The 15,497-nt window shown below is 29.5% G+C and carries 14 protein-coding genes; 11 read left to right on the plus strand and 3 right to left on the minus strand.

Going from position 1 to position 15,497, the window contains the following annotated elements; genetic code table 11:
* Window positions 1-5 precede the first annotated feature (5 nt).
* The 7 genes from EG57_RS0206080 to EG57_RS0206110 are packed head-to-tail and all read left to right on the plus strand — an operon-like array spanning window position 6 to window position 6,770.
* Complete coding sequence (locus tag EG57_RS0206080; protein ID WP_029159259.1) at window positions 6-863, plus strand: prephenate dehydrogenase; 858 nt, start codon at window positions 6-8, stop codon at window positions 861-863.
* Window positions 864-866: 3 nt separating this feature from the next.
* Window positions 867-1,928, plus strand: a complete 1,062-nt coding sequence (gene aroB / locus EG57_RS0206085) for a 3-dehydroquinate synthase (protein WP_032076378.1) — start codon at window positions 867-869, stop codon at window positions 1,926-1,928.
* Between the two features lie 20 nt (window positions 1,929-1,948).
* On the plus strand, window positions 1,949-3,229 hold the full coding sequence (gene aroA / locus EG57_RS0206090) for a 3-phosphoshikimate 1-carboxyvinyltransferase (RefSeq protein ID WP_032076379.1): 1,281 nt from the start codon (window positions 1,949-1,951) through the stop codon (window positions 3,227-3,229).
* Window positions 3,207-4,280: a chorismate synthase gene (gene aroC / locus EG57_RS0206095; RefSeq protein ID WP_032076380.1), complete on the plus strand. Its 1,074-nt coding sequence runs from the start codon at window positions 3,207-3,209 to the stop codon at window positions 4,278-4,280. The genes aroA and aroC overlap by 23 nt, the downstream gene beginning before the upstream one ends.
* Window positions 4,281-4,294: 14 nt before the next feature.
* Entirely contained in the window at window positions 4,295-5,419 is a 1,125-nt protein-coding gene (locus EG57_RS0206100) for a chorismate mutase (protein ID WP_032076381.1), read from the plus strand.
* A gap of 6 nt (window positions 5,420-5,425) precedes the next feature.
* On the plus strand, window positions 5,426-6,241 hold the full coding sequence (gene aroE / locus EG57_RS0206105) for a shikimate dehydrogenase (RefSeq protein WP_032076382.1): 816 nt from the start codon (window positions 5,426-5,428) through the stop codon (window positions 6,239-6,241).
* A 34-nt stretch (window positions 6,242-6,275) separates the two neighbouring features.
* Complete coding sequence (locus EG57_RS0206110; protein ID WP_032076383.1) at window positions 6,276-6,770, plus strand: shikimate kinase; 495 nt, start codon at window positions 6,276-6,278, stop codon at window positions 6,768-6,770.
* A gap of 298 nt (window positions 6,771-7,068) precedes the next feature.
* On the opposite strand, the gene EG57_RS0206115 is transcribed toward EG57_RS0206110, so the two are convergent.
* Window positions 7,069-7,980 (minus strand): LysR family transcriptional regulator, encoded by a 912-nt coding sequence (locus EG57_RS0206115; protein WP_032076384.1) that lies wholly within the window; start codon window positions 7,978-7,980, stop codon window positions 7,069-7,071.
* 349 nt (window positions 7,981-8,329) lie between these two features.
* On the opposite strand from EG57_RS0206115, the gene EG57_RS0206120 reads away from it, so the two are divergent.
* Window positions 8,330-10,336: an oxidoreductase gene (locus EG57_RS0206120; protein WP_032076385.1), complete on the plus strand. Its 2,007-nt coding sequence runs from the start codon at window positions 8,330-8,332 to the stop codon at window positions 10,334-10,336.
* A gap of 64 nt (window positions 10,337-10,400) precedes the next feature.
* Here the strand turns inward: EG57_RS0206120 and EG57_RS0206125 are convergent, their stop codons facing one another.
* On the minus strand, window positions 10,401-11,297 hold the full coding sequence (locus tag EG57_RS0206125; RefSeq protein ID WP_029159268.1) for a LysR family transcriptional regulator: 897 nt from the start codon (window positions 11,295-11,297) through the stop codon (window positions 10,401-10,403).
* Between the two features lie 303 nt (window positions 11,298-11,600).
* Here EG57_RS0206125 and aroD point away from each other — a divergent pair, with 303 nt between their 5' ends.
* Both aroD and EG57_RS0206135 read left to right on the plus strand, forming a co-directional pair.
* Window positions 11,601-12,368, plus strand: a complete 768-nt coding sequence (gene aroD, locus EG57_RS0206130) for a type I 3-dehydroquinate dehydratase (protein WP_032076386.1) — start codon at window positions 11,601-11,603, stop codon at window positions 12,366-12,368.
* A 57-nt stretch (window positions 12,369-12,425) separates the two neighbouring features.
* Entirely contained in the window at window positions 12,426-13,298 is an 873-nt protein-coding gene (locus EG57_RS0206135) for a shikimate dehydrogenase (protein ID WP_032076387.1), read from the plus strand.
* Window positions 13,299-13,434: 136 nt separating this feature from the next.
* Here EG57_RS0206135 and EG57_RS0206140 read toward each other — a convergent pair whose 3' ends face one another.
* On the minus strand, window positions 13,435-14,319 hold the full coding sequence (locus tag EG57_RS0206140) for a LysR family transcriptional regulator (protein WP_032076388.1): 885 nt from the start codon (window positions 14,317-14,319) through the stop codon (window positions 13,435-13,437).
* A 280-nt stretch (window positions 14,320-14,599) separates the two neighbouring features.
* Between EG57_RS0206140 and EG57_RS0206145 the strand changes: the two genes are divergently transcribed.
* Window positions 14,600-15,454, plus strand: a complete 855-nt coding sequence (locus EG57_RS0206145) for a sugar phosphate isomerase/epimerase family protein (RefSeq protein WP_029159272.1) — start codon at window positions 14,600-14,602, stop codon at window positions 15,452-15,454.
* Window positions 15,455-15,497 lie beyond the last annotated feature (43 nt).

Consider the following 15,497-nt stretch of genomic DNA (forward strand, 5'->3'; position numbering starts at 1 on the left):
TTACATTGGAGGAATGTGATTTTAACTTTAATATAGTTATTGTTGGTTTAGGGCTTATAGGTGGATCATATGCTATGGCATTAAGAAAATTAAATCCTTTAAGTATAAGTGGTATAGATGTAGATGAAAATTCATTAAAAGAAGCTGTAAATAGAGGAATAATAGACCAAGGATTTACAGATGGAAAAGAAGCTTTGAGAAAAGCAGATTTAGTTATTATGGCCACTTATCCTGAAGAAATTGTGAAATTTATGAAAAGCAATATAGGTGATTTTAAAAAAGGAGCTGTAATAACAGATACTTGTGGGATAAAGGAAGGATTAATAGATATTATAAACTCTTTTTTGCCTGATGAACTGGATTTTGTTGGAGGACATCCAATGGCAGGAAAAGAATCAAAGGGAATCAAGGTTGCTTCTGATGATATTTTTAATAATGCTAATTATATAATTACACCTACAGAAAGAAATCTTAAGGAAAATATAATGCTAATAGAAAAGATGGCAAGAGCTATAGGTTGTAAGAAAGTAATAAGTATATCACCTGAAGAACATGATAAGATAATATCATTTACAAGTCAGCTTCCACATGTTATAGCAGTATCACTTATGGATTCAGATTTTGCAGAAAATAATATAGAAACTTTTACTGGGGGAAGCTTTAAAGATGCTACTCGTGTTGCGGTTATAAATTCTACCTTGTGGTCAGAGTTATTCTTTCTTAATTCAGATAATTTGATTAATGAGATAGAAAGATTTCAAAAATCCATGGAAAAAATAAAAAATGCTATAATGTCAGAGGATGAAAATACTTTAAAACATATATTTAGAAATGCCACTGCAAGGAGAAAGAAGATGGTATAGATTATGAAAATAATTGAAGTAAAACTTAAAGATAATAGTTATAAAATTTATATTGAAAAAAACATTTTTGAAAAAATAGCAGCTTATTTGAAAGAAAACCATGAAAATAAAAAAATTCTTATAGTAACAGACAAGAATTTGGAAAAATTATATGTAAAAGCTTTAAACAAAACTATACAGGATAAAAATTTTAAAACAAAGATTATTTCCATAGAACCAGGAGAAAAAAGTAAATCTATAGATACACTAAAAAAGTTGTATGAGGATTTTACTAATTTTAATCTCACAAGAGGGGACTTAATATTAACCTTTGGTGGTGGTGTTGTTGGTGATTTAGGTGGCTTTGCAGCTGCTACTTATTTAAGAGGAATACCATATATACAAATACCTACATCACTTTTAGCTCAAGTAGATAGCAGTGTGGGTGGTAAAGTTGCGGTGGATTTACCTTGGGGGAAAAATTTGGTAGGAAGCTTTTATCAACCTAAAGCTGTTTTTATAGATCCAGAATTACTCAAAACTTTGGATAAAAGGTTTTTGCATGATGGATTAGCAGAAGTAATAAAGTACGGATGTATAAGAGATGAAAGTATATTTAGAACACTTATGAATTATAAAGATGATGAAGAACTCTTAGAAAACATAGAAAAGATAATATACACATGCTGTAATATAAAAAAGAAAGTAGTGGAGAGTGATGAGAAGGATTTAGGCGAAAGAATGATTTTGAATTTTGGTCATACTTTGGGGCATGCTGTAGAAGAATATTTCAATTACAGCAAATATACTCATGGTGAAGCTGTTGCTATAGGCATGGCTGAAATAACTAGAAGAAGTGAAGAACTTAACATTACTAAAATTGGCACTTATAATTTTATAAAAAAAATACTTATGAAGTATGAATTACCATACAGAAGAATAGAAATGGACAAAGAAAAAATACTTCACACAATAAAATTGGATAAGAAGAGTAGTGGGGAAAATATTAATTTAATTCTTCTAAATAAAATAGGTGAAGGTTTTATCAAAAAAGTGTCCATTAAGGAAATAGAAAATTATATTTAAAAAATAGGGGGCTAAATTTTATGAAATATGTAATGATTAATCCAAGTAATCTCAGTGGAAAAGTAGAAGTTCCAACTTCAAAAAGTGCTTGTCATAGAGCAGTAATTTGTGCTGGACTTTCAAATGGAACTAGCAATATATCTAATGTAGTTTTTTCAGAAGATGTAGAAGCTACTTGTGATGTAATGAAGAATTTAGGAGTAAGAATTAAAAAGGAAAAAAATTCACTTCAAATAAGAGGTTTGGAAAAGTTAGAACCTATAAATTCAAATATGGATTGTTCAGAATCTGGGTCAACACTTAGATTTTTAATACCAGTAGGAGCAACAACAGGGGAAAAACTTACGTTTAAAGGAAAAGGAAAGCTTATAGAAAGACCTTTAAAGTGCTACTATAATATATTTGATGAACAGAAACTTAAATATGATAATGCAAATGGAAAACTTCCATTAACTATAGAAGGTAAATTAAAACCAGATGAATATAAAGTTAGAGGAGATATAAGTTCTCAATTTATCAGTGGATTGATGTTTGCTCTTCCACTTTTGGATGGGGATTCAAAGATAATAATTACTACAGAATTGGAATCAAAGCCTTATGTAGATTTAACTATGGATATGCTTAAAAAGTATGGTATAGATATAGAAAATAGAGAATATAAGGAATTTATTATAAGAGGAAATCAAAGCTATAAATCATCAGATTGTGAAGTAGAAGGTGATTTTTCCCAAGCAGCCTTTTGGCTTGCAGCAGGATTACTTGGAAATGATATAGTATGTGAAGGACTGGATATAAATTCTTTACAAGGAGATAAAGCTATACTCAATATAATAAAAAGTATGAATGGTAAAATTTCTATACAAGGAAATAAAATAAGAGCAGTACCTTCTAAAACTAAAGGTACAATTATAGATGCTTCTCAGTGTCCAGATCTTGTACCTATATTAACATCACTGGCAGCATTAAGTGAAGGCACTACAGAAATAGTAAATGCAGCTAGACTTAGAATTAAAGAATCTGATAGATTAAGTGCAATAAGTACAGAACTTAACAGACTTGGAGCAGATATAGAAGAAAAAGAAGATGGACTTATAATAAGAGGAAAAGAAAGTCTTAAAGGTGGAGAAGTTCAAAGCTGGAATGATCATCGTATAGCCATGGCACTAGCAGTGGCTTCCATAAAGTGTAATGAGCCTGTTATAATAAAAGATGCGTCTTGTGTTAAAAAATCCTACCCAGATTTTTGGAAACACTTCAGAGCTTTAGGAGGTAATATAGATGAGTGGAGTTTGGGGCAGTAAAGTAAGACTTTCGATTTTTGGAGAGTCTCATGGAAAGGCTATAGGCATAAATATTGATGGCCTTAAGCCAGGTATAGAATTGGATTTAGATTATATAAATAAAGAGATGAAAAGGAGGGCTCCAGGAGGAAACGAACTTTCTACTCCTAGAAAAGAGGAAGACAATTTTGAAATATTAAGTGGATACTTTAATGGAAGAACTACAGGAACACCTTTGTGTGCGATTATTCATAATAAAAATCAACATTCCAAGGATTATGAAAAAACTAAGAATTTAATGAGACCTTCTCATGGAGATTTAACAGGATATGTTAAATATCAAGGATTTAATGATTATAGAGGAGGAGGGCATTTCTCAGGAAGGATAACAGCTCCTTTAGTATTTGCAGGTGCTATCTGTAAACAAATATTAGAAAAAAAAGGTATATTTATTGGAAGTCATATAAAAAGTATAGCTAAAATAGAAGATGTAAGCTTCAATATGACTGAAATAGAAAATGAAATCTTAAAAAGTTTAAATGAAAGTAAATTTCCTGTTTTGACTGAACAAATAGGTATTAATATGAAAAACAGCATATTAAAAGCTAAGGAAGAAATGGATTCTTTAGGTGGAGTTATAGAGACAGCAGTAAATAATTTACCGGTAGGTCTTGGAGAACCTTTCTTTGACTCTGTAGAAAGTGTTTTATCACATTTGTTATTTTCTATTCCAGGAGTAAAAGGAGTAGAATTTGGTGAAGGCTTTAATATATCAAAAATGAAGGGTTCAGAAGCCAATGATGGATTTTATATTGAAAATGAAAAAATAAAAACCTACAGCAATAATAATGGGGGAATTTTAGGTGGAATTACAAATGGAATGCCTTTAATATTTAGAACAGCTGTAAAACCAACACCATCCATTGCAAAAATTCAAAATACAGTGGACATACAAAAGAGAGAAAATGCTAAGATAGAGATAAAAGGAAGACATGATCCTTGTATTATACCTAGAGCACTTCCAGTGGTGGAAGCTGCAGCTGCAATAGCAATAATTCAATTTATAGATTAAGGAAAGTGATAAACATGGAAGATTTAAACTATTTAAGAGAACAAATTAATGAAATAGATGAGGAATTAGTAAAGCTCTTTAAAAAGAGAATGTCAGTAGTTTCTAATGTAGCTCATTATAAGATAGAAAATCACATGGAAGTATTGGATAGTAGTAGAGAAGATCAAATTATAAACAAGCATTTGAAGAAGGTTGAAGATAAAACTTTACAAAACTATTTAAAGGAGTTTCTTCAAGATTTAATGAGTATAAGCAGAGAATCCCAAAAGGAAATACTCTCTAAGGTATCATGTAATTGTGAAGCAGATGAAGATAGTGAATTTAAAGTAGGGTTTCAAGGGGTTCCTGCCTCATTTAGTCACCAAGCGGTAAATGAGTATTTTGGTAACAATGTAAAGTCAGAACATTTTAAGAGTTTTAAGGATATTTTTGAAGCAGTACAAAAAGGTGACATAAAATATGGTGTTTTACCTATTGAAAATTCATCAACAGGTGGTATTTCTGAAGTTTACGATCTTATGAGGGAATATGGATTTTATATAGTTGGTGAAAAATGTGTAAAGGTAGATCATAATTTAATGGGAATTGGAAATGCTGAAATTTGCGATATAAATGAAGTTTACTCACATACACAAGGTTTTCTGCAGTGTAAAGAATTTTTTGATGTTCATAGTGATTGGAGATTAATTCCATACTTTAATACTGCTAAAAGTGCAGAGTATGTAAGCAAGGAAAATTTGAAAAATAAAGCTTGCGTGGCAAGCAAAAAGGCAGCAGAATTTTATGGATTAAAAATTTTGAAGGAAAATATAAATTATAATAGTAACAATTATACTAGGTTTATAATTATAGGAAGAAAAGAAAAATGTGATGTTAACTGTGATAAGATAAGTGTTATTTTATCAATATCTCATGAGGTAGGAGCCTTGTATAAAATTTTAAAGCATTTTTCAGATAACAATTTAAATATGATGAAAATAGAGTCAAGACCAATTGTAGGTAAATCATGGCAGTACTTTTTCTATATCGATTTTCAAGGAAATATATTAAATGAAAATACAAGAAGTGCTTTAAAGACCATAGAAGAAGAAAGTTTGTATTATAAGTTTTTGGGAAACTACAAAGGTGAGGTGAGTTAAATATAGATGGGAAATTTATATGGACTAATTGGAAAAACTTTAGGACACAGTATTTCTCCTAAAATACACAGTTTAATATTAGAAGATTTAAATTTAAATGGTTTTTATAATTTGTTTGAAGTAAATAATGAAGATTTAAAAAAAGCTGTAATTGGATTAAAAGCACTTGGAGCTAAGGGAATAAATGTAACTATACCTCACAAAGTGAACATTATGGAATACTTAGATGATGTATCTGTGGAAGCTTCAAAAATAGGAGCCATTAACACTATAGATTTTAAAGGAAACAAACTTATAGGGTATAATACGGATTATTATGGCTTTGGTGAATCGTTAAAAAGAGAAGAAATAGATACTTATAATAAAGAAGCCGTTATACTAGGCACTGGAGGAGCTTCAAAGGCAGTGTTTCACTATTTATTGGATAACGGAATAAATGATATCATTTTTGTGAGTAGGATTCCTGAAAATGCTAAAGATAAGCTTAAAGATTTTAAGGTTATATCTTATGAAGATATGAATAAGCTTAAATGCAAGGATATAATTATAAATTGTACTCCTTGTGGAATGTATCCTAAGATAGAAAGTTGTTCAGTGGATAAGAATATATTAAGTAAATTTAGTTCGGCAATAGATTTAATATATAATCCTATAGAAACTATTTTTTTAAGAGAAGCTAGGGAAATTGGAGTAAAAACTGTAAATGGACTTTATATGTTAGTAGCTCAAGCTATAGCATCACAAGAAATTTGGCAGCAAATGAAAATTGGACAAGAAATTAAAAAGCATATATATAAAGTTATTGAAAAATGTAATTGTTAAATTTTTGAAATAAAAAATGAAAGGTGTTATAAATATGGTGAGTAAAAATATAGTATTAATAGGAATGCCAGGCAGCGGAAAAACAACAATAGGAAAAATTTTATATGAAAAATTGAGAACAGATTTCATTGATATGGATGATTATATAGAAGATAGAGAAGGAAAAACCATAACAGATATATTTAAAAATGGAGAAGATTATTTTAGAAAACTAGAAAAAGAAGCTGTTTGTGAAGTAAGTGCAAAAAAATCAGCTATAATATCCACTGGTGGTGGAGTAATAAAGAATTTTTCAAATATAGAAAACTTCAAGAAAAATGGTATTGTAATTTTTATAGATAGACCTGTAGAAAATATTGCAAAAGACATAAATGTATTAAGTAGACCTCTTTTGAAAGATGGAGTAGGAAAATTATATGAACTTTTAGATGAAAGATATGAACTTTACAAAAAATACTCAGATTTTCGAATTGAGAATAATGGTAAAATTGAAGATGTAATTGAAAAAATACTAGAATTAGCAAAATAAAAATTCAAACAGCAGTAAGTGACTTATACTAATTCTTAAATTTTCTATATAAATAATTAGATATAGTATTTTATAATTCCATAAGATTTAGACATATGAAGAAAATAACCAGTAAATATGTTTTTAACTTGTTATTTTGTTCATATGTTTATTTTCTAAAAATATTAATAATTACTATTAATTTATTCAATAACTTAATTATATATTTCATGTTTCAAAATATCTAATAGTTTTTTTGTGTATAATCAATAGAACAATTCTATAGATTTGTAGAGTGTATGTAAAAATAAAAGAAATTTTATATGCACTTATTTGTGTCTAAATAATTTTTCTTACCATATTTAATTGCAAATGAACGAAAAGAATCTGTAGCAAGAGTGTTATAACGATTTTTAACAGTAGCTGCATAAATAAATCTTTTATAATTTGGTTGTTTGATTTTAAGTATTTTTACATCAAAATTTTTTAAAGATGGTATATTAGGAATGATTGCCATTCCATAATTAATAGCTACAAAGCCAGCTATAGCACTATCCTCTTCAGCTTCACATGCAATTTTAGGTACTATATTTGAATCTTTAAACATTTTATCTATAAGTGGGCGCAAACCACTTTCATTACTGAAGAAAACAAAAGGGTAAGGTGAAGTTTCACTTAAACTTATACTTTTGTAATTAGAAAGAGGATGATCTTTAGGTACAATGATAACTAATTCTTCTTGTGCTATAGGAATAAAATCAATATTGGGTTCATTTTCAACAAAAGAGCAAAAAACCAGATCAAATTTTCCTTCTTTAAGGTTATTAATTAAATATTGAGTGTTTCCTTGAGCAAAAGAAAAATCTACATTTTTATAATTAGTTTCATTTAAAAAGCTTTGAACTATATTAGGTACAAATTTTGAACCTAAAGTGTAAATAAAAGCTAAGTCAACCTTTCCTTCTGTTGGACTTACCATTTTTAACAATAGATTTTTACCTAAATCTAATTCATCAAGAGCTTTTTCTACATAAGAAAGAAAAAAACGTCCATATTTTGTCAATTTTACATTTCTACCTTCCTTTTCAAATAGTTGAGTACCAAATTCTCTTTCTAATTCTGAAATACTATAACTTAAACTAGGCTGTGTTATGTATAATTTTTCAGCTGCCTTTGTGTAATGCTCAGTTTGTGCTAAAACACGAAAGTATTGAAGCTGTTTCAAATTCATTTTAATTCACCTCTTTCTATATTTTTATTTTAATACTTTTTTTAGAATTTTTAATCGTTTATAGTACTCATTATAATAGAATATATAAATAAATTCTATAGCTTTAAAGGAAAATATGAATTAGATTTATGATAACGGTTTTGCTATAATGAATCACGAGATGAATGTTAATTAACAAACACATTCATTTAAGTTTAGTTGTATTGATAAAAAAAGTATTTGATATAGTGAAAATCCAATTCTTGATACAAACACGATATAAATGCAATATGTTAAGAAAAAACTTTCCATATTGTTTCTAAATTCTACTATATAAAGATAAAATAGGTATAAAAATGGAGGAAGAAAAATGAAAAGCAAATATCCAAATCTTTTGTCACCAATTACTATAAATGGAATGACTCTTAGAAATAGAACTGTTATGCCACCAATAGGTAGTAATTTTGCTACTGTTAGTGCAGAAGTATCTGAAGAGATGATTAAATATTATGAATTAAGAGCAAAAGGTGGTACAGGGCTTATCATAGTTGAAAATGCTTGTATTGATTTTCCAATGGGAACTAACGGAACAAAGCAGTGCAGAATTGATGATAACCAATATGTACCTGGACTTTATACATTAGTGGAAAGACTTCATGCTTATGGAGCTAAAGTTTCAATTCAGCTTAACCATGCTGGAGCATCTGCTTATGCTGCAAGATTAGATGGAGTACAAGCAGTTTCTGCTTCTAATATTCCTTCAAAGACAGGTGGAGCAATTCCAAGACCATTAACTGTAGAGGAAATGAAAGATATTGCAAAAAAATATGGAGAAGCTGCTGCAAGAGCTCAATTAGCAGGATTTGATTCAGTTGAAATTCATGCAGGTCATTCTTATTTGCTTAATCAATTTTTATCACCTTTATTTAATGATAGAACTGATGAATTTGGTGGAAGTGCTGAAAATAGAGCAAGATTTGCTGTAATGGTTATAGATAGTGTTAGAGCTGCAGTAGGTCCTAGATTCCCAATTTCTATAAGAATTAGTGCTGATGACATGATTGAGGGAGGTAACACGCTTGAAGATTCTCTAGAATTAATGGGATACATGCAGGAAAGAGTAGATTTCTTAAATATTTCTATAGCACAAAATGATACCTTATATCTTCAACATGATAAAATGAGTTTAGCAGAAGGCTGGAGAAGCTATATGGCGAAGGCTTTCAAAGAAAAATTCAATAAACCAGTAATAACTTCAGGAAACATTCGTTCTCCAAAAGTTGCTGAGGAAATCATTGCTAAAGGAGATGCAGACCTTTTAGCTATGGGCCGTGGTTTAATTGCAGAACCATATTGGGCTAATAAGGTTGCTGACGGACAGGAACATCTTCTTAGAAGATGTATATCTTGTAATATAGGATGTGCTGATCATCGTTTAGCAAAATCACAACCAATTCGCTGTAGTATAAATCCAGATCTTTTATTTGAAGATGCTTATAAAGAAAAACAAGTAAAGAAACCTGTTAACGTTGTAGTTATTGGTGGAGGTACAGCAGGACTGGAAGCTGCCTGTACTGCTGCAGAAGTAGGTTGTAATGTTACATTATTAGAACAAAAGGATAGATTAGGTGGATTAGCTTGGATGATCGGAACGATTCCAGCAAAAGCAAGAATTCATTATTTTGTAGAATATTTAGAAAATAGAGTGAAGGAACTTCCTAACCTTAAAGTAAAACTTAACACAAAAGCTTCAAAAGAAGTATTAGATGGATTAAATCCAGATATTGTAATTAATGCAACAGGATCAAAACCATTACTTCCTCCAATATCGGGATTATTAGATCGTGTAGATAAAGATGGATCAAAGGTTAAATCAACATTTGGATTTATTAATAACATCAAAGAGTTTGATAAAGACTGTAAAGATAAAAAAGTTGTAGTAGTAGGTGGAGGAGCAGTAGGACTTGATGTTGTAGAGTTCTTTGCTGAAAGAGGAGCAGATGTTGCTGTCATAGAAATGATGCCAGTAATAGGAAAAGATTTAGATACTAATACAAAGCTTGATGTATATCATATGATGAAAGTAAATAATGTTAAACAGCTTGCAAATACTGCACTTCAGACTGTTAATGATAGTTCGTTTACAGTGAAAAATTCTGAAGGAGCTGCTGTATATATAAACTTCGACTATGGTTTTGTATGCCTAGGAATGAGATCAGAAAATGCTGAATTCCCTATGGTTGAAGAGTATGCTTCAGAAAATAATGTAAAACTTCTTAACATTGGTGATAGTGTAAGAGCAAGAAGAATAATATCTGGTATTGAAGAGGGTAGAAATGTAGTTAAAACTTTAGAGGTTATGGGTGCATTTAAGTAATAATTTAAATTAAGTAAAAATAGTGCCGATTAAGGTGATTTGATTTCACCTTAATCGGCTATTTTTATAGTGATTCACTTACAGAACTTTTTTCCTTTATATATGAAATAAAATTAATAACAGCAGAAGGAAAATACTTATTTTTTTTATATGCAAGATATATTATTTGAGAATATTTTGGGCTGTTGATGTTTATTTTTTTTACTTTAGCATGTGCAAGAGCAGGCGCTTCAGCTATAATAGCTACTCCAAAGTTTGCAGCAACTAGTGAAGAAATAGCATATTCATCAGCAGCTTCACAAATAATTTTTGGATTCAAATTAATACTTTTCAATAATTTTAAAGTAGTTTTTCCCATAGCAGAAGTTTTATCATATGCTACTAAAGGATATGGTTCAATATCTTTCAAATCAATGCTTTCAAATTTTGAAAGCGGATGATCAAAAGGAACAATAACAAATAAATCCTTTTTAATAATTGGAACAAACATAATATCAGGTTCATTTTCTATGTGAGAACAAAAAATTAAATCATATTTATCATTTTTAAGTTCCTCTATCATTTCGTAAGAAAAACCTTGTTTAAATGTGAAAGTAACATTTTTATTTTGTTCTATATTTAAAAAACTACGCACTGTATCAGGTATATAATATTGTGCTAATGGCGAAATATATGCTATATCAACATGACCATGTTCACTGCTTGCTAATTGATTCATCTTATTTTTGGCATTTTCTAATTCGTTTAAAATATTTTCTACATATTGTAAAAAAATTTTGCCATACTTAGTTAGATGAACATTTCTTCCTTCTTTATCAAATAAGCAAATACCCAGTTCTGATTCTAAATTTAGCATTGATTTACTTAAGCTAGGTTGAGATACATTTAATTCTAAAGCTGCTTGTCTGAAGTGCTCTAATTGAGCAATTTTTCTAAAATAGTATAATTGGCTTAAGTTCATAGAGTAGTCCTCCTAAATAGAATAATACATAGTATATCATAATTGATAGATAAAAACTATTAATAATCATAAAAATATGTATTAGAATTATCAAATGTATTGCAGTATAATAAAGTCAAGATATGTTAAAAAAATAACTAAACTGTTATATAATATACAATTATAGTAGAAAAGCTTTTATTATGTAGTGTTTTGTACAGTATTATCTGTTAAAATTTATAAGTAATAATTTTTTTAATTCTTTAAGATAACGATTACTTAATCTTAATCAATAATTTAAAAAGTTAAGAAAGGAAGTAAAAAATGAAAAGTATAGTTCAAGTAAGAAATATGAAATTAGGTCAGGGAATTCCCAAAATAGCAGTACCATTCATGGGATGCAGCAATGAAGAAATTATGAAGGATGTAGCTTATTTAAAAGAAGTTAAATTGGATGTTGCAGAATGGAGAATAGATTTTTACGAAGATGTATATAAAATTGAAAAAGTAAAAGAAATTTTAGCTGAAGTTAGAAAAGCATTAGGAGATACACCTTTGTTAGTTACTTTTAGGAGTGCTAAAGAAGGTGGAGCAAAGGAAATTACATTAGAATATTATATAGAATTACAAAAGGCAATATCAGCAACAGGCAATGCAGATATGATTGATGTGGAATTATTTATTGGTGATGAAGAAGCTGTGAAGGAAATTGTAAAAGCAGCACACGAACATGATGTTAAAGTAATTATGTCTAATCATGATTTTGATAAAACGCCTAGTAAAAATGAAATAATAGCAAGGCTTTGCAAAATGCAAGAATTAGGAGCAGATGTACCTAAAATAGCAGTAATGCCTTTAAGCAGTACAGATGTAGTTGAATTATTGACAGCTACAAATGAAATGACACGTGATCATGATAAAACACCGATTATAACTATGTCTATGGGACCACTAGGAGTTATAAGTCGTCTAGCAGGTGAAGCCTTTGGATCAGCGCTTACTTTTGGATCAGCAAAAGTTGCATCAGCTCCAGGACAATTAGAAGCAAATGAATTATACAAAATACTTTCACTTATTAGTGCTAATAAATAGTTATTATAATAAAAAACTATATAAAAATATAAATTAGATATAAAGGAGACGATTATTATGGCAGAAAGAATTACAGGACACACAGAACTTATAGGATTAATAGCATATCCAATTAGACATTCAAGTTCACCAGCAATGCACAATGAAGCATTTGCAAAATTAGGTTTGGATTATGCTTATCTTGCATTTGAAGTAGGTAATGAACAATTAGAGGATACTATAAAAGGCTTCAGAGCAATGAAAGTTCGTGGATCAAATGTATCAATGCCAAATAAAACAGTGGTACATAAGTATCTTGACAAGTTATCAGAAGCAGCAGAACTTTGCGGTGCAGTTAATACAATTGTAAATGACAATGGTGTTTTAACTGGACACATCACAGATGGTATTGGTTATATGCAATCATTAAAAGATGCTGGAATTGATGTTGTTGGTAAGAAAATAACAATAGCAGGAGCAGGTGGAGCAGCTACAGCAATAGAAATACAAGCAGCTTTAGATGGAGTGAAGGAAATATCAATATTTAACCGTAAGGATGAATTCTTCGAAAGAGGAAAGAAGACAGTAAAAGATATTAATGAAAAAACTAACTGTAAAGCAACTTTATATGATTTAGATGATCTTGCAAAATTAAAAGAAGAAATTGCAGACAGCTATTTATTTGCTAATGCAACTGGTGTTGGAATGAAACCTTTAGAAGGTCAAACTTATATTCCAGATCCAAGCTTCTTAAGACCAGATTTAATTGTAACAGATACAGTTTATGCACCTGCAGAAACAGCATTGTTAAAAATGGCAAAAGAAGTAGGTTGTAAAACAATGAATGGTTTTGGAATGATGCTATTCCAAGGAGCAGCAGCTTTCAAGCTATGGACTGGAAAAGAAATGCCTATAGAACACATGAAAAAAGTATTAAACATTAAATATTAATTAATTCAATTTTGCTATATATAAAACTTAGATTTAATATGAGCACATTGAGACACAACTTTTTAGAGGACAAAGAGTAATTGTCCTCTAAAAGTTGAATTAATAGGATTTTGTATACACATAATACAACTAAACTTTATATTTCAGTATTTTCTATAACAAAATTTTTAAATTCATGAACAATTGGTGCAAGGTAAGCATCTTTCAACATTGCTAAATAAAATAGTCTTTCAAAATTTGGACTTGAAATTTTAATTACTTTCAAATTCATAGAATTCAAAATAGGCATGTTAGGACAAACTGCAATGCCAAAATTTTTAGCAACAAGTCCAGCAATTACTTGATCTTCTTCAACTTCATAAACAATTTTGGGTTCTTTACCGATTTGTGTAAACAAATCATCAACTATAGGTCTAAGTCCACTTTTGCTTGTAAAAAAGATTTGAGGGTACGGGATTGTATCAATTAAATCTATTGAGTTTTTATCTGCAAGTGGATGGTCAGTAGGAACAATTAGTACTAGCTCTTGGTTAGCAACTGGTATAAATTCAATACCTTGTTCTTTACCGATTTTGGAGCAGAAAGCAATGTCATATTTTCTCTCCTTGAGACCTTGGATAATATCAACAGAAGTTGCTATAGTGTTGAAATTAAATTCTATTGATTTTTCACTATGGGTTTCTAAAAACTTTCGAGTAATATCTGGTACGAAATCCGTTCCTAATGTGCGAAGAAAGGCTAGCTGAATTTTACCTTCACCACTGCCAATAAGTTTTAAAGTTTTAACACTAGAATCAAGAATTTCTAAGGATTTTTCTACATTATTTAAAAATACTTTTCCATATTTGGTAAGCACAATGTTTCTACCGTCTTTTTCAAACAAAGAGATGCCTAGTTCATTTTCTAATAAGGATATTGCATGACTTAAACTTGGCTGAGTAATCATTAATTTCTCAGCAGCTCTTGTATAATGTTCTAAGTGTGCTAGAGTTACGAAATAGCGTAAATGATATAAATTCAATTTCATGCCTCACTTTCAAAATATGATTGGCACAATTATAACACAAACTATACATAAAATCTATTAATTGATAGGAAATTATCAATTTGTTTTATGAAAACTTATATAATATAATGAGTTTATAAATTTCAATTAAATCGATTACTTAATTGAAATTAGGCCTATTTTAATAGGAAACTACCGGTAGAAAATGACTTGATTAATTTATTAAATATCTCATACATAAGTTAAAAACTAAGCTAAATTAATAACAATTTTTCATTTGAAAGGGGATAATATCATGAAAAATCAATGCCCACCAATTACAGTTAGTTCATGGACATTAGGAGATCAATGTAAATTTGAAGAAAGAGTTAAAGCAGCAAAAGAAGCAGGTTATGAAGGAATAGGTCTTCGTGCTGAAACATATGTAGATGCATTAAATGAAGGTTTATTTGATGCTGATATACTTGATATTCTTAAAAAATATGATATGAAGGTTACTGAAGTTGAATATATTACACTTTGGGCTGAAGATAATCGTTCTTATGAAGAAAAATATAAAGAACAAATGTGTTTCCATATGTGTGAATTATTTGGTGTTAACCACATAAATATTGGATTAATGGAAGATTATAGTGTTGAACATACTGCACAAAAGTTAAAAGAATTATGTCAAAGAGCTGGTAAGTATGTTATTGGTTTAGAACCTATGCCATACAGTGGTGTTCAAGATATTAAAAAAGGTTGGGCAGTAGTTAAAGCTTCTGGCTGCGACAATGCTAAGCTTATATTAGATACATGGCATTGGGCAAGAGCAAATCAGGAAAATGATATTAAATTATTAGAAGGTATACCAGCTGATAAAATTGTATCCATCCAGATCAATGATGTTTATGAAAGACCTTATGCAAAATCTATATTAAGAGATGAATCAATGCATGATAGACTTGCACCAGGCACTGGAATTAATGTAACAGAAGGTTTTGTTCAGATGATTAAAGAAAAAGGTATAAAACCTGCATGTATTGGTGTTGAAGTAATAAGTGATGCTATTTTAGAAAAAGGTGTTGCTGAAGCAGCTAAGCACACATATGACAATACTATAAAAGTATTAGATAAAGCTTGGCCAGAAGTTTCTCCAAATGCAAAATAGTAATATATTATAAATTTTAATGGATTTCAAAAAATGAAAGGAT

The organism is Clostridium drakei (assembly GCF_000633595.2).
GTDB classification, from domain to species: Bacteria; Bacillota; Clostridia; order Clostridiales; family Clostridiaceae; genus Clostridium_AM; species Clostridium_AM drakei.